15 protein-coding genes, 2 tRNA genes and 1 pseudogene are annotated in these 16,774 nt (G+C 65.7%); 6 read left to right on the top strand and 12 right to left on the bottom strand.

Annotated features, from left to right (window positions below; translation table 11 throughout):
• The first annotated feature begins 248 nt into the window (after positions 1-248).
• The gene (locus CFR72_RS05225) at positions 249-725 is read left to right on the top strand and encodes a bactofilin family protein (protein ID WP_110912960.1); all 477 of its coding nucleotides are present in this window, start codon (positions 249-251) and stop codon (positions 723-725) included.
• A gap of 219 nt (positions 726-944) precedes the next feature.
• Here CFR72_RS05225 and CFR72_RS05220 read toward each other — a convergent pair whose 3' ends face one another.
• On the bottom strand, positions 945-1,748 hold the full coding sequence (locus CFR72_RS05220; RefSeq protein WP_110912959.1) for a GcrA family cell cycle regulator: 804 nt from the start codon (positions 1,746-1,748) through the stop codon (positions 945-947).
• 144 nt (positions 1,749-1,892) lie between these two features.
• Positions 1,893-3,080 (bottom strand): ribonuclease D, encoded by a 1,188-nt coding sequence (rnd, locus tag CFR72_RS05215; protein ID WP_110912958.1) that lies wholly within the window; start codon positions 3,078-3,080, stop codon positions 1,893-1,895.
• 127 nt (positions 3,081-3,207) lie between these two features.
• Between rnd and queF the strand changes: the two genes are divergently transcribed.
• Positions 3,208-3,699: a preQ(1) synthase gene (queF, locus tag CFR72_RS05210; protein WP_110912977.1), complete on the top strand. Its 492-nt coding sequence runs from the start codon at positions 3,208-3,210 to the stop codon at positions 3,697-3,699.
• Between the two features lie 183 nt (positions 3,700-3,882).
• Here queF and atpC read toward each other — a convergent pair whose 3' ends face one another.
• The 7 genes from atpC to CFR72_RS05175 form a co-directional block, all read right to left on the bottom strand.
• The gene (atpC, locus tag CFR72_RS05205) at positions 3,883-4,308 is read right to left on the bottom strand and encodes an ATP synthase F1 subunit epsilon (protein ID WP_110912957.1); all 426 of its coding nucleotides are present in this window, start codon (positions 4,306-4,308) and stop codon (positions 3,883-3,885) included.
• 31 nt (positions 4,309-4,339) lie between these two features.
• Positions 4,340-5,821 (bottom strand): F0F1 ATP synthase subunit beta, encoded by a 1,482-nt coding sequence (atpD, locus tag CFR72_RS05200; protein ID WP_110912956.1) that lies wholly within the window; start codon positions 5,819-5,821, stop codon positions 4,340-4,342.
• 31 nt (positions 5,822-5,852) lie between these two features.
• A complete protein-coding gene (locus CFR72_RS05195) occupies positions 5,853-6,734 on the bottom strand; it encodes a F0F1 ATP synthase subunit gamma (protein WP_110912955.1) in 882 nt (293 codons plus the stop codon).
• Positions 6,735-6,750: 16 nt separating this feature from the next.
• Positions 6,751-8,289: a F0F1 ATP synthase subunit alpha gene (atpA, locus tag CFR72_RS05190; protein WP_110912954.1), complete on the bottom strand. Its 1,539-nt coding sequence runs from the start codon at positions 8,287-8,289 to the stop codon at positions 6,751-6,753.
• Positions 8,289-8,885 (bottom strand): F0F1 ATP synthase subunit delta, encoded by a 597-nt coding sequence (locus CFR72_RS05185; protein ID WP_110912953.1) that lies wholly within the window; start codon positions 8,883-8,885, stop codon positions 8,289-8,291. The genes atpA and CFR72_RS05185 overlap by 1 nt, the downstream gene beginning before the upstream one ends.
• 295 nt (positions 8,886-9,180) lie before the next feature.
• On the bottom strand, positions 9,181-10,692 hold the full coding sequence (locus CFR72_RS05180; protein ID WP_244182185.1) for an MFS transporter: 1,512 nt from the start codon (positions 10,690-10,692) through the stop codon (positions 9,181-9,183).
• Positions 10,693-10,819: 127 nt separating this feature from the next.
• Positions 10,820-10,893: transfer RNA gene (locus tag CFR72_RS05175), tRNA-Gly, on the bottom strand.
• A 240-nt stretch (positions 10,894-11,133) separates the two neighbouring features.
• Between CFR72_RS05175 and CFR72_RS05170 the strand changes: the two genes are divergently transcribed.
• The 4 genes from CFR72_RS05170 to CFR72_RS05155 all read left to right on the top strand — a co-directional run bounded on the left by CFR72_RS05170 (position 11,134) and on the right by CFR72_RS05155 (position 12,645).
• Positions 11,134-11,210: transfer RNA gene (locus CFR72_RS05170), tRNA-Trp, on the top strand.
• Between the two features lie 138 nt (positions 11,211-11,348).
• Entirely contained in the window at positions 11,349-11,543 is a 195-nt protein-coding gene (secE, locus tag CFR72_RS05165; RefSeq protein ID WP_040512887.1) for a preprotein translocase subunit SecE, read from the top strand.
• A gap of 8 nt (positions 11,544-11,551) precedes the next feature.
• Positions 11,552-12,082 (top strand): transcription termination/antitermination protein NusG, encoded by a 531-nt coding sequence (gene nusG / locus CFR72_RS05160; protein ID WP_110912952.1) that lies wholly within the window; start codon positions 11,552-11,554, stop codon positions 12,080-12,082.
• 83 nt (positions 12,083-12,165) lie between these two features.
• Positions 12,166-12,645 (top strand): cupin domain-containing protein, encoded by a 480-nt coding sequence (locus CFR72_RS05155; protein ID WP_244182182.1) that lies wholly within the window; start codon positions 12,166-12,168, stop codon positions 12,643-12,645.
• 271 nt (positions 12,646-12,916) lie between these two features.
• Here the strand turns inward: CFR72_RS05155 and CFR72_RS05150 are convergent, their stop codons facing one another.
• The 3 genes and pseudogenes from CFR72_RS05150 to CFR72_RS05140 all read right to left on the bottom strand — a co-directional run bounded on the left by CFR72_RS05150 (position 12,917) and on the right by CFR72_RS05140 (position 16,729).
• Complete coding sequence (locus CFR72_RS05150; protein ID WP_110912950.1) at positions 12,917-13,552, bottom strand: PqiC family protein; 636 nt, start codon at positions 13,550-13,552, stop codon at positions 12,917-12,919.
• A 4-nt stretch (positions 13,553-13,556) separates the two neighbouring features.
• A pseudogene (locus CFR72_RS05145) lies at positions 13,557-15,221 on the bottom strand (PqiB family protein).
• On the bottom strand, positions 15,218-16,729 hold the full coding sequence (locus CFR72_RS05140) for a paraquat-inducible protein A (protein WP_110912949.1): 1,512 nt from the start codon (positions 16,727-16,729) through the stop codon (positions 15,218-15,220). The pseudogene CFR72_RS05145 and the gene CFR72_RS05140 overlap by 4 nt, the downstream one beginning before the upstream one ends.
• Positions 16,730-16,774: the final 45 nt, after the last annotated feature.

Here is a 16,774-nt window from a genome sequence, read left to right as displayed (position 1 = left end):
TTCGCCCTTGTCGCGGGGTCATGCGCGCGTATAACCGAAACAAGAGCAGGGACCTGCCTGTCCGGCACGAGAGCGAAGATCGATCCGGACTATTCCCAGCACCGGATACAGCCAGATGAAGCGGGGTAATATTGTTCAGACGTCGTAAGCCAGAACCGGCCAAGCCAGCCGCCAAGCCTCAGGCAGCCACTCCGCAATCCGCGCGCCCAGCGCCATCTTCCACACCAGCCAACAAGGAAAACGCGCCGATGGCCCGTCCGCCCTTCCCCCAGAGCCCCAACGCCACGCCCGCAGGCGCCACGCGTCCGGGCATGCCCACGACCGGCGCGAAAAAGGAAAATGACCGCCGCACGCTGGTCGTTGGCCGTGGCATCAGCGTCCAAGGCACCATCAAGGACGCCGAACGCCTGGTCGTGGAGGGGATGGTCGAATCCTCCATGATCAACGCCACCGAACTGCTGATCGCCGATGGCGGTGTCTTCAAGGGTGAGGTCGAGGTGGAAGACGCCGAACTGGCCGGCACCATCGACGGCACGCTGACGGTGCAGGGCGGTCTTACGATCCGTTCCACCGGCCGCCTGCTGGGCACGGCGAAGTGCCGCCGCCTGAAGGTCGAGGATGGTGGCCAGGTTTCGGGGCAGCTTGAAATGATCACCTCCCCCAAGCCCGAGGCCCCGGCCGCAGCACCGGCCGCCGCCCCCGCCGAGAAGCCGCAGACCCCCTGAGGGCCGGTCGCAGCGCGCCCACGGCCATGACGCCCGCCCGCCGCGCCATGCGGCATCGCGCGGGTGTTGCGGCCATGTGGCGCAGTGACCCACCCGGCAGGGTGCGCGCGCCTTGCGGATATCCATGAAAAAAGCCGCCGGAACGTCATGTTCCCGGCGGCTTTTTCATATCCGTCACAGGCGCGGCGCCCGGGGATATCCCCTCAGGACACGCGCCGCTCAGGCGACATTGTCGCGGCGGTCACGCAGCTTCACATAGGCAAGCTGCGCATGTTCGGCGCAGTAGGGCTTGCCCGGCAGCGGGGTCGCGCCACAAAAATGGAAACCCGGCGTGCCCGGATCACCCAGCGGCCAGCAGCAGGACTGGCTGCTGCGACGGCGCGGCGGGGTTACGGCGGCCCGGGCGGCGGCGGCGCGTTCGGCACGTGTGGGTGTTGCCTTTCGCGGGGCCTTGGCCGCGGGACGTGCCGCGGCTTCCTCCGCCGCGGCGGCGGGCGCGGCCTTGGGGGCCGGGGCGGCAGCAGGCTTTGGCGATACGGTGTCGGCGGCGCTGTCAGCAACAGTCGGCGCGGCGGCCGGGGCAGGCGTGGATGGCGGGGGTGCGGCCACGGCGGCGGCCGGTGCCGGGGCGGAAACGGTGTTTTCTTCCACAACGGGGGCAACAGGGGCCGCCACCGCTGCGGGCGCCGCCGGGGCAGCGGCAGTGGGTTCGGGGGCCGGAGTCGCCACCACCGCCACGGAAACTTCCGTGACCGTCACATCCGCCGCAGGGGCTGGTGTCGCGGGCGTCCGGGCCGCCGCGTCCTGTGCCGCCGGGGCCGGTGTCGCCTTGTCCGCGGATTTGTCCGCCTTCGCCCCCCGGCGGATAGGCGACGGGCGTGGCTTCAGACCCAGCCGATGCGCCTTTCCGACGACCGCGTTCTTGGTCACTGACAACTGGCGGCCAATTTCCGCCGTTGACAATCCCTGCTGCCACAGGTCGCGAAGACGCGCGATCGTCTCCTCGGTCCATTCCATCGCCATCGCTCACACTCCATTACGCGGAATTGAGGGCAAAATAGGCTTATATTGTAGGTGACTCAACCAGCGTACCACAAAATCTTGTGGACAAGGGTGGAGATAACCTGTTCGCAACCATGGTAAAACCTGCGGAGTACGCCCCGCCCCTCAGGCACGGATCAGCCGGATCGCGCCGTCGGCCACCCCCAGCGTCAGTTCCCCCGACTTCAGCGCCAGCGCCTGCGTGCCGAACACCTCCCGCCGCCAGCCCTGCAACGCGGGGATTTCGGGCGCGTCCTCCAGCGCGAGGCGGTCGATATCCTCGGCCGAGGCCACAAGCTTCGGCGCAACGCGATGGCGTTCACAGCACGCCGCCAGCAGCACCTTGAGCATCGCCACCAGCGCGGCCGACGGGCGCGCCGCATCCTTGCCCCGGCCATTTGGCGGGCGTGGCAGGGAGGCATCGGGTTCGCGCCGTGCGGCCGCGATCGTCTCCAGCAGGGCCTGCCCGCTGCGCCCCTCGGCAAAGCCTCGCGAAATGCCACGCACCCGCGCCAGCGCATCGACATCGCCGGGCGCGGTGGCGGCGATTTCCATCAGGCTCTCATCCTTCACCAGGCGCTGGCGCGGGACATTGACGCGCTGGGCCTCCAGTTCCCGCCACGCCGCAATCGCACGCAGCATGCCCAGCATCCGGCGGTTGTTGGTGCGCGGGCGCATGCGTTCCCACAGCGTCTGCGGGTCGGGGCGGAAGGTGGCGGGGGAATTGAGGACATCCATCTCCGCCGTCATCCACTCCAGCCGCCCCTCACGCTCCAGTTGCGCGACAAGGCGCTGGTACACCTCGCGCAGGTAGGTCACGTCGGCGGCGGCGTAATTGATCTGCGCCGCCGAAAGCGGGCGCGCGGCCCAGTCGGAAAAGCGGTGCGACTTGTCGATCTGCGCCCCCACGACCGAGGCGACGAGGTTGTCATACCCCACCTGGTCCCCGTATCCCGCCACCATCGCCGCGACCTGCGTATCGAACAGTGGCTGCGGCAGGCGGTCGAACAGGTGCAGGAAAATCTCCAGATCCTGCCGCGCGGCATGGAACACCTTGATAACCCCTTCGTCGGCAAGGAGTTCGCCAAGGGATGTCAGGTCCATGCCCGGCGCCAGCGTATCGACGACCACGACCTCGTCCGCGCCGGCAAGCTGCACCAGGCACAGTTCCGGCCAGTAGGTGCGTTCGCGCACGAATTCCGTGTCGATCGTGATGAAGGGTTCACGACGCAGCCGCGCGGTCACCGCGTCCAGCTCTGCCGTTGTGGTCACAAGGACCGGATCGGGGAATTCGGTTCGGGATGCAGGTGCCATGACTGCTGTGTTATCATGACGCACACAGGTTGCAACAGCGGGCAAAATGGCATGGCAATCCATTGACGTCGCCATATCCCGTCCGGCATCACCCGCCCATCAGGCAAACCGTGGAAAGAAAACACCCATGTCCTCCCCTACCCCGTCCCCTGCGCGGCCGGACGATGGCAGCCAGACGCTGACGCAGCTTGGCCGCAACACCACCCAGCCCACCAGCCCCGAGGAAGCCATCCTCGAACGTGTGCCCGCGCCCGACGCGGACAGGCGTTACGTGGTGCGTTTCACCGCGCCCGAATTCACCTCGCTATGTCCCGTGACGGGACAGCCGGATTTCGCGCATATCGTCATCGACTACATCCCGCGCCAGTGGATCGTGGAGAGCAAGTCGCTCAAGCTGTTCCTGACCAGCTTTCGCAACCATGGCGCCTTCCACGAAAAATGCTCCATGCAGATCGCGACCACGCTGGTGGACCTGCTCGATCCCGTGTGGCTGCGGATCGGGGCGTACTGGTATCCGCGTGGCGGCATGCCGATCGACATCTTCTGGCAGACGGGCGCCCCGCCCGAAGGCGCATGGATCCCGCCGCAGGATGTGTCCGGATATCGCGGACGCGGCTGACGGGTATGTAACATACTGATGAATTGGTAAAAGTTTCCGGGTGCCGCCTTTTTACAAAGGCGGCGTTCTTTGAAGCTTCTTGGACAAAGCGTCACCAAAAACTTTTGAAACTGGCGTCCCAACAAAAAACGGCACCTGCGATGAGGTGCCGTTTTTTCCTGATGGTCCGGTCAGGCCCCGATGTCAGATGGACATCTCTGGCGTGGCGCTTTTTGCGGCCTCGATTTCCGCGCGGGCGGACTGCATCTTGTCCATCAGGATATCCAGTGCCGGGACGTTCATCTTGTCCGCCTCGTCATAGGATTTTTCCAGTCCGGTCAGACGGGACTGCGCATCGGTGGCGGACAGGTCCGCAACCGGCGTCGCATGATCCGCCAGAATGGTGCAGTGGTCCGGCGTCATGTCGGCAAACCCGCCGGACACGAAGAAACGATGGGCGATGGTGTCGCCCTCGTAAATCTCGACAACGCCACCGCGCAGCATCAGCATCAGCGGCGCATGCTCCGGCATCGCGGCGATATCGCCCTCGGACCCGGGCATGACCACCATGTCAGCCGTGTGGGAGAAGAGGGTCTTCTCCGGGCTGACAATCTCGACCTTAATCGGCATGGTCTGTCTTCCTTGCGTCAGGGGCCAGTAATCAGGCCGATTCCTTCATCTTCTCGGCCTTCGCCACCGCTTCCTCGATCGCGCCAACCATATAGAACGCGCCTTCGGGCAGGTGGTCATATTCGCCCGCGACAATCGCCTTGAACGAACGCACCGTATCGGCCAGCGCAACCAGCTTGCCCGGCGCACCGGTAAAGACTTCGGCCACATGGAACGGCTGCGACAGGAAGCGCTGGATACGACGCGCACGCGCCACCACCAGCTTGTCGTCTTCCGACAGTTCATCCATGCCAAGGATGGCGATGATGTCCTGCAGCGACTTGTAGGTCTGCAGGATGCGCTGCACGTCGCGCGCCACCTGGTAGTGTTCGTCACCCACGATCTTGGGGTCGAGCGAGCGCGAGGTGGAATCCAGCGGGTCAACGGCGGGATAGATGCCCATTTCCGCGATGGAACGGTTCAGCACCGTCGTCGCGTCAAGGTGGGCGAAGGTCGCGGCAGGCGCCGGGTCGGTCAGGTCATCGGCAGGGACGTAAACGGCCTGCACCGAGGTGATCGACCCCTTCTTGGTGGAGGTGATGCGTTCCTGCAGCGCGCCCATTTCGGTCGCCAGCGTCGGCTGGTAACCCACGGCGGACGGGATACGGCCCAGCAGCGCGGACACTTCGGCGCCGGCCTGCGTGAAGCGGAAGATGTTGTCCACGAAGAACAGCACGTCCTGACCTTCGACGTCGCGGAAATATTCCGCAACCGTCACGCCCGACAGGGCGACACGGGCACGCGCGCCCGGCGGTTCGTTCATCTGGCCATAGACCAGCGCCACCTTGGAGCCTTCGGTGGAGTCACCGTCGATCTTGATGACGCCCGCGTCCTGCATTTCGTAATACAGGTCGTTACCTTCACGGGTACGTTCACCGACACCGGCGAACACGGACACGCCGCCATGCGCCTTGGCGATGTTGTTGATCAGTTCCTGGATGATGACCGTCTTGCCGACGCCCGCACCACCGAACAGGCCGACCTTGCCGCCCTTCAGGTAGGGGCACAGCAGATCGACGACCTTGATGCCCGTGGGCAGGATCTCGGTCGCGGCCGCCTGCTCGTCAAAGGCGGGGGCGGCGCGATGGATCGGCGAACGGCCCTTCGCCTGGATCGGGCCGCGATCGTCGATCGGCTCCCCGATGACGTTGAGGATACGGCCCAGCGTGCCCGGACCGACCGGCACAGTGATCTGCGCGCCGGTGGCGACGACTTCGGTGCCGCGGCTCAGCCCGTCGGTCGTGTCCATCGCGATGCAGCGGACTTCATGCTCGCCGATTTCCTGCGCGACTTCGAGGACCAGCGTCTGGCCGTTGAGCGAGACATGCAGCGCATCGAGGATGTGCGGCAGCGTGCCTTCGAACTGGACATCGACGACGGCGCCGCGGATCTGCGTCACACGGCCGACGACGTTGCTTTTCTGCGACTGCCCCTGTGTGGAGACAGGAGCCTCGTGAGTTGTGGTTTCCGACATGGGACAGCTCCTGGAGCGTGGAGACCGATCTTCAGACTGCCTGGGCGCCCGAAATGATCTCGATCAGTTCATTGGTGATGTTGGTCTGGCGGGTGCGGTTATAGGTCAGCGTCAGGCGGTCGATGGCCTTGCCCGCGTTACGCGTGGCACTGTCCATCGCCGTCATCCGCGCGCCGTTTTCACCCGCGGCGGTTTCAAGCATGGTCGCATAGAGCTGGACCTGCAGGTTGCGCGGCAGCAGGCGCGACAGCAGCGCACCCTCGTCCGGCTCGAACTCATAGGCGGCGGTCTCGCCAGCCGCCTGGTTGTCGTTGCCCGGAAGCGCCAGCGGAATCAGCTGCATTTCCGTGGGAACCTGCGACATGACGTTCTGGAAGCGGTTGTAGACCAGCGTGCAGACATCGAACTCGTCACGGTCGAGCATGCCGGAAATCTTCTCGCCCAGGTCGGCTGCGACCTTGAACGACACCTCCTTGCCCGACGACATGTGGATATGATCGACGATCAGGTCCGAAAAGTCGCGCGACAGGTATTCGAACGTCTTGCGCCCGATCGGCAGCAGGCGGACGGTCTTTCCCTCGGCCTGCAGCTTCAGGATCATGTCGCGCGTCTTGCGGTTGATGTTCGAGTTGAAGGCCCCCGCAAGACCGCGGTCACTCGACATCGGCACCAGCAGGTGGGTGCTGCTGCCACCCGTGCCGACGAGCAGCTTGGGCTGCCCGCCCTCACCGCCCATGCTGCGGGCGACCTCGGCGAGCATGCGGCGCATCGCGTCGGCATAGGGACGCGCCGCCGCCGCGCGGGTTTCAGCCCGGCGCAGCTTGGCCGCGGCGACCATTTTCATCGCGCTGGTGATCTTTCGCGTCGATTTGACGCTGCCGATCCGTGCGCGCAGTTCCTTCAGGGAAGCCATGGATGCGCGTTCTTCCTCAGTTGACGAACTGACGGCCGAACGTCGTCAGGAAATCGTTCAGTCGGCTTTCGATATCCTTGGTCAGCTGACGCTGGGTCCGGATGGATTCAAGGATGTCCTTGCCTGCCGAACGCACTTCCTCAAGCAGGCGCTTCTCGTACGTCGTGACCTGGTTCACCGGCACGGTGTCGATATAGCCACGGGTGCCGGCATACAGCACGACGACCTGTTCCTCGACCGACAGCGGGGAGGTTTCGGGCTGCTTGAGCAGTTCGACAAGGCGCGCGCCACGGGCAAGCTGCTTCTGCGTCGCGGGATCGAGGTCCGACGCGAACTGCGAGAAGGCGGCCATTTCACGATACTGCGCCAGTTCCAGCTTGATCTTGCCGGCAACCTGCTTCATCGCCTTGATCTGTGCGGCCGAACCAACGCGCGACACGGAACCACCAACGTTCACCGCCGGGCGGATGCCCCGATAGAACAGGTCGGTTTCAAGGAAGACCTGACCGTCGGTGATGGAGATCACGTTGGTCGGGATGTAGGCGGACACGTCACCGGCATGCGTCTCGATCACCGGCAGGGCCGTCAGCGAACCCGCGCCGTACTTGTCGGACATCTTCGCCGCGCGTTCCAGCAGGCGCGAATGCAGGTAGAACACATCACCCGGATACGCTTCACGTCCCGGCGGACGACGCAGCAGCAGCGACATCTGGCGGTAGGCGACGGCCTGCTTGGACAGGTCATCATACACGATCAGGGCATGCATGCCGTTGTCGCGGAAATATTCACCCATGGAGCACGCGGCATACGGTGCCAGGTACTGCATCGGGGCCGGGTCGGACGCGGTGGCGGCGACGACGATGGAATATTCCATCGCGCCGGTTTCCTCCAGCGTGCGGACCAGCTGCGCCACTGTGGAGCGCTTCTGCCCGATCGCGACATAGATGCAGTAGAGCGACTTGGACTCGTCACCCAGGGCGTTGACGCCCTTCTGGTTGACGATGGTGTCGATCAGGATCGCGGTCTTGCCGGTCTGGCGGTCACCGATGATCAGTTCACGCTGGCCACGCCCGATGGGCACCAGCGCGTCGATCGCCTTGATGCCGGTCTGCATCGGCTCGCTCACGGACTGGCGGGGCATGATGCCCGGCGCCTTGATTTCCGCGCGCTTGCTGATGACTTCGCCAACCAGCGGACCCTTGCCATCGATCGGGTTGCCAAGGCCATCGACCACGCGGCCCAGCAGGGCCTTGCCGGTCGGGACCTCGACCACCTTGCCGGTGCGCGCGACGGTGTCGCCTTCGCGCATCGCCGTGTCATCACCGAAGATGACGACGCCGACATTGTCGTTTTCAAGGTTCAGCGCCATGCCATGCTGGCCGCTGGCGGGGAAGACCAGCATTTCGCCGGCTTCGACATTCTGCAGCCCGTAGACACGGGCGATGCCGTCACCAACCGACAGGATGGTGCCGGTTTCGGCAACATCGACGGACTGGTCGAACGTGGCGATCTGCTGCTTGAGGATATCCGAAATCTCGGAGGGGCGGATTTCCATCACGCGGCTCCCTTCATGGCATGATGCAGGCGGGTAAGGCGGGATCTGAGGCTGGTATCATACAGGCGGGCGCCTACGCGCACGACCAGACCGCCCAGCAGCGCCGCGTCAACACGCTCCTGGATATTGACTTTGGAATAGCCGGCCTCGGCGAGGCGGCCGCGAAGCTGTGCACGCTGCACGTCGTTGAGGGGGTGGGCGGACACGACGTCCGCCACCACCTCGCCCCGGCGGGCAGCGGCGATTGCCGCCAGGGCGGCAAGAATTTCACGAAGGTACGGCAGGCGGCGGTTTGTCGCCACCACGCCGACGAAATCACGGATCAGGGGGTCGAACCCCTCCTTGTCCAGCACCGCCACCATCGCGCGGGTGGCCTGGCGGATGTCAAGGGTACGGTCAACCAGCACGGCGGACAGGTCCGCGCTCTGGTCCAGCATGGAGGACAGGGCCTTCGCCTGGTCAAGCACGAGGTCGAGCTTCTGCCTGTCGGAGGCGAGGTCATAGAGCGCCGTCGCATAACGGCCCGCAAGGCCATTGGCAATGGAGGCGATTGGTATTGAGGTCGTTCCAGTCGAATCCACTGTCCGCTTTTCCAATCCAGAATCGTGGGTCACACAAACAAGCTGCAGGCCCCGGAACACGACAGGCCCCAAGTCTGCTGGCGCGGCTCTAGCACGCTGCATCGACCCACGCAACCGACACTGCCCTGCCCCGCGCCAGATTGTTCCACCGCGTGCGCAGGCCGGTCGTCAGGCGGGTCAGGCCACCGTCCCATAGCGAGGCGTAGCATACATACCTGCCCCCCGTTCGGGAATAGAGTTCATGAACGATTCGTCATGATATGGCCAATAGGAGGTGCACGACCCGCATATCAATCATGCGGGAACCGCATCACCCCCGCCGGGAAGCCGCCACGGGCACCGCGGCCCCCTCCCCCGCCGCCATCAGCGCCGCCACCGCCTGCGTGCTGGCGCGGGCGCGGGCACTGGTCACGATGATGCCGATGACCCCGATCAGGATCGCCGCGGCGAACATCCCCCACCACATGCGATGCGTCGCCTGCGCGAACAGCGCCCAGCGGATCGTCCCGGCCTGTCCCGCCGCCCCGCCCGTCAGCGTGCCGCACAGCGCGATCCCCAGCAGCACGCCCACCTGCCTGCTGGTGGAGGCCAGGGCCGCCGCGACGCCCGCCTGGCTGCGCGGCATGCCGGCCACGGCGGCGTTGGTGATGGGCGCGTTACACAGCCCGAAGCCACACCCGCACAGCCCGTACGCCAGCAGCAGCAGCGCAAGCGGCGTCGTGGCTGACAGTCCCGTCAGCAAAAGCGCGCTGCCCCCGAATCCCAGCGCGGACAGCAACAGCGGCACCCGCGCGCCGATCCGCCCGACAAGACGCCCCGACAGCGGCGCGCAGATGCTGCTGCACACCGCGAACGGCAGCGTGCACAGCCCCGCATGCAGGGCCGACATCCCGCGCGCGCCCTGAAGGTAGAGTGTATTGAGGAACAGGAACGAGCTGAACACCGCAAAGGCGAGGATCGCGGTCACGATCGCCCCCGAAAACGGCAGGGCATGGAAAAAGCGCAGGTCCACAAGGGGCGCGGCGCTGCGCTGCTCCACGATCACGAAGCCGATCATCGCCAGCACGCCAAGCGACAGGAAGCCGGAGATGACCGGATCGCCCCAGCCGAAATCGCGCACCTCGATCAGCGCCGCCGTCAGCATCGCCAGCGTCACCATCACCAGCAACTGCCCCGGCGCGTCGAACGGGCGTGTATGCGGGGCACGGGATTCGGGGATGAAACGCAGGGAAAGGAAGATCGCCACGATGCCGATCGGCACGTTCACCCAGAACACCGCCTGCCAGTTGACCCAGTGGACCAGGATCCCGCCCACCACCGGCCCCAGCGCGAGCGCCACGCCCGAGGCCCCGCCCCACACGCCGATGGCCTGCGCGCGGGCGCGCGGTTCGGTAAAGACATTGGCGATGATCGACAGCGCCACGGGATTGAGCATCGCGCCACCGATTCCCTGCAGCATGCGCGCCCCCACCAGGAACGGGATCGACCCCGACAGCGCGCACAGCATCGAACCGAGGCAGAAAACGGCAATCCCGGCGACGAACACCCGCCGCCGCCCCAGACGGTCCGCGATCGCGCCCATCAGCACCAGCAGGCTGGCGACCATCAGGGTATAGCCATCGACCACCCATTGCAGGGTGGAGAAACTGCCATGCAGGGCAGTGCGGATCGACGGCAGCGCCACATTGACGATGGTCACGTCCATCATCACCAGCAGCAGGCTGAGGCAGCATGTCACCAGCACGATGGTCGAATGTACCGGGGACTGTACCGGGGCGGGGCGCGCCGTGGCAGGGCGGGATGGCGGGATGGGGGCGGTCATGGCGCTCTGGTTTCCGTCGGTCGGAAGCACCCGCAGGCCGCGACGCCCTGAGGACCCGCCGGACAGGCCCGACACGAAAACCCGTTCCGTGCGAAGCGGGAGCCACAATCATCATGAATGGGGGGAATGGAGCGGGCGAAGGGAATCGAACCCTCCTCAGAAGCTTGGAAGGCTACTGCATTACCACTATGCTACGCCCGCCCATTTCGGGGCATGTATAATGCGGCGCGGGGACGGGTTGCAAGCCCCCTTGCGCAGGGCCGCGCACTTTCGTCGCGCACGCACACGTTTTTTACGCCCATGTGCATGAAATCGCACACGCCCCCTTGACTTTCACCGCCAGACGTATTCTTTTCCGCCTCACTGTGCCGGGTACGCATGGGCAGGCCGGATGGCGGGATCACCTCCCGTTCCCAGATGGCGGGTCGATAGCGGCTTTGCAGGGGTGTAGCTCAATTGGCTAGAGCGCCGGTCTCCAAAACCGGAGGTTGCGGGTTCGAGACCCTCCACCCCTGCCATTCTCCGGTCGGGATAATTCCCCCCCTTCCGGCTTGGCATGTTTTGGTCAGGACAACGCCGTGCTGACCGGATTTCAGGCCCCCGCGCCAGCCGGGCATCCCGGTCAGGCGCGTCGGGTGTTGCAGGAAGGATGTTTCGTGTCGGTCAGTCCCGCGAAATTTGTAGAAGAAGTCCGCGCCGAGGCGAAAAAGGTCACATGGCCCACCCGTCGCGCGACACTGATGACGACGGGCGCGGTCCTGGCGATGGCCGGGCTGGCATCGGTATTTTTCTTCCTCGTCGACGAGGTGATCGGCCTTGGCGTGCGTAAATTATTTGGACTGGGAGGCTGAGTTCGGCCATGGCCAAGCTGTGGTATGTCATCCACGTCTATTCGGGCTTTGAAAAGAAGATCGCCCAGCACATCAAGGAACAGGCCGCCCAGAAGGGGCTGGCCGACCATTTCGGTGAAATCCTGGTCCCGTCCGAGGAAGTGACCGAGGTCCGTCGCGGGCAGAAGGTCAATTCCGAGCGCAAGTTCTTCCCCGGCTACGTGCTGGTCAACATGGAACTGACGGACGAGGCGTGGCACCTGGTCAAGGACACGCCGAAGGTGACCGGCTTCCTGGGCAGCAAGACCAAGCCGTCGCCCATCCCCAAGGTCGAGGCCGAGCGGATCATGAAGCAGGCGCAGGAAGGCGTCGAGCGCGTGCGTCCCTCCGTCACGTTCGAAGTGGGCGAACAGATCCGCGTGGCCGATGGCCCGTTCACGTCCTTCAACGGCACGATCGAGGAAGTGGACGAGGAAAAGGGCCGCCTGACCGTCAGCGTCTCCATCTTCGGCCGTTCCACGCCGGTGGACCTCGAATACAACCAGGTCGAGAAGGTCTGATCCTTCCCGCACCTGCGGATCACGGCAAAGGCACCCCCGGCGGGTGCCTTTTTTCGTTGGGGCGCCATGGAACACCGTGGGCCGTGCCCCCTCCCCGCGTTACACTGCCACGCCAGCATACGGGAGGACGCACGATGAACGAACGCTACAGATTCGCGGATTTCGACGAGATCATAAAGCTGTTCCCCGATCAGGCCGACACGCTGATCGTGGATGCCTACCTGACCGATTCGGCGGAGGCGAGCATGCGGCTGTTCCGCATCTATCACCCCCTGCCCCGCCATTATCATACGCAGTGCGACGAACACCTGCTGCTGCTGCGTGGCGAACTGGAATTCCTGATCGAGGACGAACCACCCCGCAAGCTGCGGGCCGGGCAGATGGTGTCCTTCCTGCGCAATGTCGTGCATGGCGTCCGGCCGATCGGGACCGACCCGGTCGTGTTCTTTGCCGCCGATACCCCCCGCCGCGCGCCCGATGACGTGCATTTCGTGGACCCCGAGGCCGCAAAGTGGCTGAAATTCGTCAGCCATCTGAAGGATTACGCCAACACGCTGGCCTGAATCCAGGGGCTTTGCCCTTTGGAAACCACTACTTTTAAAACGAATCAGGGTGCAGGGATCGTGATCCATGCCGGGTCCGGGCAGCGCCCGGGTGTTTCATGTGCCGACGGCCTCAGGGGCTTTGCCCCTGAAACCCCACCAAAGGGCATTGCCCTTTGGAAACCACGACTTCTAAGCGAATCAGGGTGCAGGGAGCGCGCTCCCTGCCGGGTCCGGGCAGAGCCCGGATGTCACCACACACCGACGCCCCTGCACGCCGGCACACAGCACCCTACCGCGCGTGATGCGGCGCTTCCTCGGCAGGCAGGGTCTGTAGCCGCTGCGCCGCGCTATCGGCCACCTGTCCCAGAAGCTGGCTCAGCCCCGCGACCATGGCCGTGGCCCCGCTGCCGGACGCCGTCGCCAGCGAGAAGGCCTGCGCCGTGCCGGCTTCCGGGTCGCCCGCGCGATGGACCGACAGGGTGCCCGACAGGCGCACCTGCCCCGTCGCGTCACGGGCGAACTGCGTCACGTCGAGTTCGACGAACGCCTTGGCCGGCATGCTCGTCGCGTTGTTCTGCGCGAAGATGGAGCTACCGGGCAGGCGCTGCTGCAGGTCGCTGGTCAGGGTGTCGCCGATCATCTGCGCCAGCGGTTCGCTCCACGCCGCACCCGGCAGGGTGGTCAGGCTGTAATTCGCCTGCTGGCCGACGATATGGTCGCGATCCAGCGCGGGCGGCACGCCGGGGGTGCGGACCTCGATCACGGCGGGGGCCTGCCCCATGGGGCTGCCCTGCGTGGGGGCGAGGCTGTAGAGCGTCGGGTCCGCCGAACCGCAGCCCGCCAGCAGCGGTGTCGCCGCCGCCAGCGCCAGTGCCGCGCGGCGCAGGGCGCGCGCGGGGATGAGGATGCTCAAGGACTGGGTCATCGGATTATCGTCCCGTAATCAGCGCCGAGGGATGGCGGGTAAGGAAGTCGGACAGGAACCGCAGCGACCGCGCCGCCTAGTTAAGCTGTACGACCATCTGTTGCAGGTTGCGGTGGAAATCCGTATCGCCGCCATAGCTGGACAGCAGCGAGTTCGCGTTCTTCAGCGTGGAATCCAGCCCCGCCAGCAGTTGCGGCATACGCGCGCGCGCATCGTGGGAGATGACCTGCAGGTTCTCCATCGACGCCCGCAGCTACGACAGCCCCTGCCGCATGTCGGCACTGTTGATGCGGGCATCCGCATGGGCCAGCAGGTTGTTCAGGTTCTCGCCCACCTGCGTCAGCGGCATCGCCGCGACCTTGTCCGTGATGGTGGACACCGAATCCATGATGCCCGCCATGCCGCCCGCCTGTCCCGGCAGGACCAGCGCGTCGCCTTCCTGCGTGAGCGTGGCGGGACGCGCGTTCTTGACAAAGGTCAGCGCGATTTCGGATTCGCCGGTCAGGAAGCTCGCACTCTGGACCGAGGCGCGCAGCCCGTTCGCCACCTGCGTATGCAGCAGGGCGCGCAGGGCGTCGGCGGGCACTTCCTGGTCGTTCAGCACACGTTCGGGCTGAAGCTCCATGGCCACGCGCACGCGCGCCTGCCCGGTATGCGGGTCCACCAGCAGCTTCACATCGTCGATCGTGCCGACCTGGATGCCGAACATGGTCATCCGCCCGCCCTTCGTCAGGCCCGCAACGGGGCTGGTGAGGTAGGTGACAAGCGGGATGCGTTCGCGATACCCGGCGGCGTCGGCTTCCTCCTGACTGTCATACAGGCGGAAGACGGTGTCGGAGTTGGGCTGCACCAGATGTTCGTCGCGCGCATCGGGCGGCGCGAATGCGATGCCACCGGACAGCAGCGCCTGCAGCGACTGCAGCTTCACCTTCAGGCCACCGGCCCCAAGCCCGACCTGCACGCCCGAGACGTTCCAGAAGCGCGTATCGGTGCGCAGGTACTGGTCATAGGGCGCCTGCACGAAGATCTGCACCTTGATCGGCCCGCGCCCACCCGGCGGCAGCGTATAGCCCAGCACCTCGCCCGCGACGACATCGCGGAAGAAGATCGGCGCGCCCTGCCCGATGGAGCCGAGGCTGGGCGTCATCAGGGTATAGGTATGGCCCGGCTGGTCCGAACGCACGCCCGGCGGGGATTCCAGCCCCTTGAAGAAGGTCGTGTGGCGGCCGCCCGGCTCCCCGGGGTCCATGGCGATGTAGGCCCCGGACATCACGGTTTCCAGCCCGGTGATGCTGGCGCCGTTGATGCGCGGGCGCACCACACAGAACCGCGCGTTGCTGGTCATCATCCGCGACGCGGCGGACGTCATGCGCACGCCGACCTCCACATGATGCAGGTCATCGCTCAGCCGGATCGATTCGACCGTGCCGAGGGAGACGGACTTGCTCTTCACCTCGGTCTGGCCACTTGTCAGGCCATCGGCGGTGTCGAACGTGATGGTGATGACCGGGCCGCGCGTCGTCAGCCCCCGCCAGCCAAGGTAGCCCGCAATCAGCAGGGCGACGATGGGCACCAGCCATATGACGGAAAACCGGTATGTGCGCGTATCGGACTGCGGGATGGAAGTGGGCGATCGCCCGTTGCGGGGATCGTTCGGGGAATCGTTCACGCCTGGTTCGGCTCCATGTTGGCAGCGGGGCGGGGAGCCGCCGCGGATGTGTGTGCGGGACGCGACGGCCCCTGCGGAGTGTTGTCGGTGTCCTGGCGTTTCAGCACGGCGCGGGGAAGGCCATCGACCAGTTCACCGTTCATGCCGGCGGCATCCCACATGATGCGCGGGTCGAAGCTCCATGCCGCGAACAGCGTCAGCACCACGACGGCGGCGAACGCCACCATCCCGGCATTGGCGGTGACGGTGGCCATCGCGTTGAAACGCACCACCGCCACCAGAATGGAAATCATGAACACGTCGATCATCGACCACCGGCCCACCATATCGACCACGCGGAACAGGCGCGTACGCCGCACCAGGCCGCGCCGCGACCCGCGCCACGTCATGACGACCATGGTGGCAAGGCTGATGATCTTGAGCATCGGGACCGTGATGCTGGCAAAGAAGACCAGCAGCGACAGCGGGATCATCCCGTCGCTCCACAACTCGAGCGCCCCTTCGATGATGGTGTGCCCGCCGCCACCGCCCATGCGCATGAAGGTCATGACAGGATACAGGTTGGCCGGGATGTAGAAGGTGACCGCCGCGATCAGGTAGGCCGTCGTGCGCGTCAGGGATTCGGGCGCGCGCCGCCAGACACTGTGGCCGCAGCGCGGGCAGGCGCCGACGCAGTGCAGGTTGCTGACGGGGTGTTCCATCTCCCCCACCAGCCCGCACGACGGGCACGCGACAAGGCGTTCGACGGGGGGCATGCCGACATCGTCCACATGGACATAGTCGATTTCCACCACGTCCCCGTCGTCAAGGCGGGTCAGCGCATCCACCCTGCGGTGTCGCCAGATCCGTTCGGTGTCCAGCGTCGAATCCGTCACCGCCATCGTCAGCATCAGCCCGCCGATCAGGTACACCGCCGGGCCGACATCGACATGCGCCATGTCCGTCAGCTTGGTATAGGCGACGAAGATGCCAAGGATATAGACCTCCACCATCGACCATGGCCGCAGCTTCTCGTACCAGATCAGGATGCCCGGCGCCCAGTTCGGCAGGGTCGGGCGCGTGCCGGCATACAGGATGGCGAACATCAGGCCGATGGCCACGGCCGGCGCCATGATGGTCACCGCGCCGACCAGCAGCCCTGCCTCCCCCCAGCCTTCGTGCAGCAGTTCCATCGGCCCGGTCAGCAGGTCCACCGTGCGTTCGCGCCCATACACATTGAGCGTCATGAGCGAGGACGCCAGCGCCGCGAGGTAGAACGCCGCCGAACTGATGCAGAACGCCAGGGGGGCCGCCACCGGCGCGGTGCGCCTGCGCTTCTGCAGGTGCTGCCCGCAGCGTGGGCAGGCCGCAAGCTGCCCGGGCTGGAGTTCGGGGACATGCTGGTACAGCCCGCAGCCCGGACATTCCGCCAGCCCGCCGATGACACGCAGGTGCTCGGCCGGGGCCGGGGCGACGCCAAGCGACTGACAGCCCAGCCGGGCGGGAAGGGTCTTGATGAATGTTCTCATGCCGGCCCCACCATACAACGCGAATTAAATTGAGGAATGGCGCAT

This window comes from Gluconacetobacter entanii (assembly GCF_003206495.1).
In the GTDB taxonomy this organism is placed as follows: domain Bacteria; phylum Pseudomonadota; class Alphaproteobacteria; order Acetobacterales; family Acetobacteraceae; genus Novacetimonas; species Novacetimonas entanii.
The sequence above is the reverse complement of the archived record's forward strand: the minus strand, read 5'-3'. Positions and strand labels throughout refer to the sequence as shown.

Excerpts from the sequence above, each read along its gene's own strand:
- CFR72_RS05225 (WP_110912960.1), top strand. The coding sequence starts at position 249 with ATGGCCCGTCCGCCCTTCCCCCAGAGCCCCAACGCCACGCCCGCAGGC.
- CFR72_RS05180 (WP_244182185.1), bottom strand. The coding sequence starts at position 10,692 with ATGACCGCCCCCATCCCGCCATCCCGCCCTGCCACGGCGCGCCCCGCC.
- CFR72_RS05220 (WP_110912959.1), bottom strand. The coding sequence starts at position 1,748 with ATGGCGATGGAATGGACCGAGGAGACGATCGCGCGTCTTCGCGACCTG.
- CFR72_RS05140 (WP_110912949.1), bottom strand. The coding sequence starts at position 16,729 with ATGAGAACATTCATCAAGACCCTTCCCGCCCGGCTGGGCTGTCAGTCG.
- atpD (WP_110912956.1), bottom strand. The coding sequence starts at position 5,821 with ATGTCGGAAACCACAACTCACGAGGCTCCTGTCTCCACACAGGGGCAG.
- atpC (WP_110912957.1), bottom strand. The coding sequence starts at position 4,308 with ATGCCGATTAAGGTCGAGATTGTCAGCCCGGAGAAGACCCTCTTCTCC.
- CFR72_RS05150 (WP_110912950.1), bottom strand. The coding sequence starts at position 13,552 with ATGACCCAGTCCTTGAGCATCCTCATCCCCGCGCGCGCCCTGCGCCGC.
- queF (WP_110912977.1), top strand. The coding sequence starts at position 3,208 with ATGTCCTCCCCTACCCCGTCCCCTGCGCGGCCGGACGATGGCAGCCAG.
- atpA (WP_110912954.1), bottom strand. The coding sequence starts at position 8,289 with ATGGAAATCCGCCCCTCCGAGATTTCGGATATCCTCAAGCAGCAGATC.
- rnd (WP_110912958.1), bottom strand. The coding sequence starts at position 3,080 with ATGGCACCTGCATCCCGAACCGAATTCCCCGATCCGGTCCTTGTGACC.
- CFR72_RS05195 (WP_110912955.1), bottom strand. The coding sequence starts at position 6,734 with ATGGCTTCCCTGAAGGAACTGCGCGCACGGATCGGCAGCGTCAAATCG.
- nusG (WP_110912952.1), top strand. The coding sequence starts at position 11,552 with ATGGCCAAGCTGTGGTATGTCATCCACGTCTATTCGGGCTTTGAAAAG.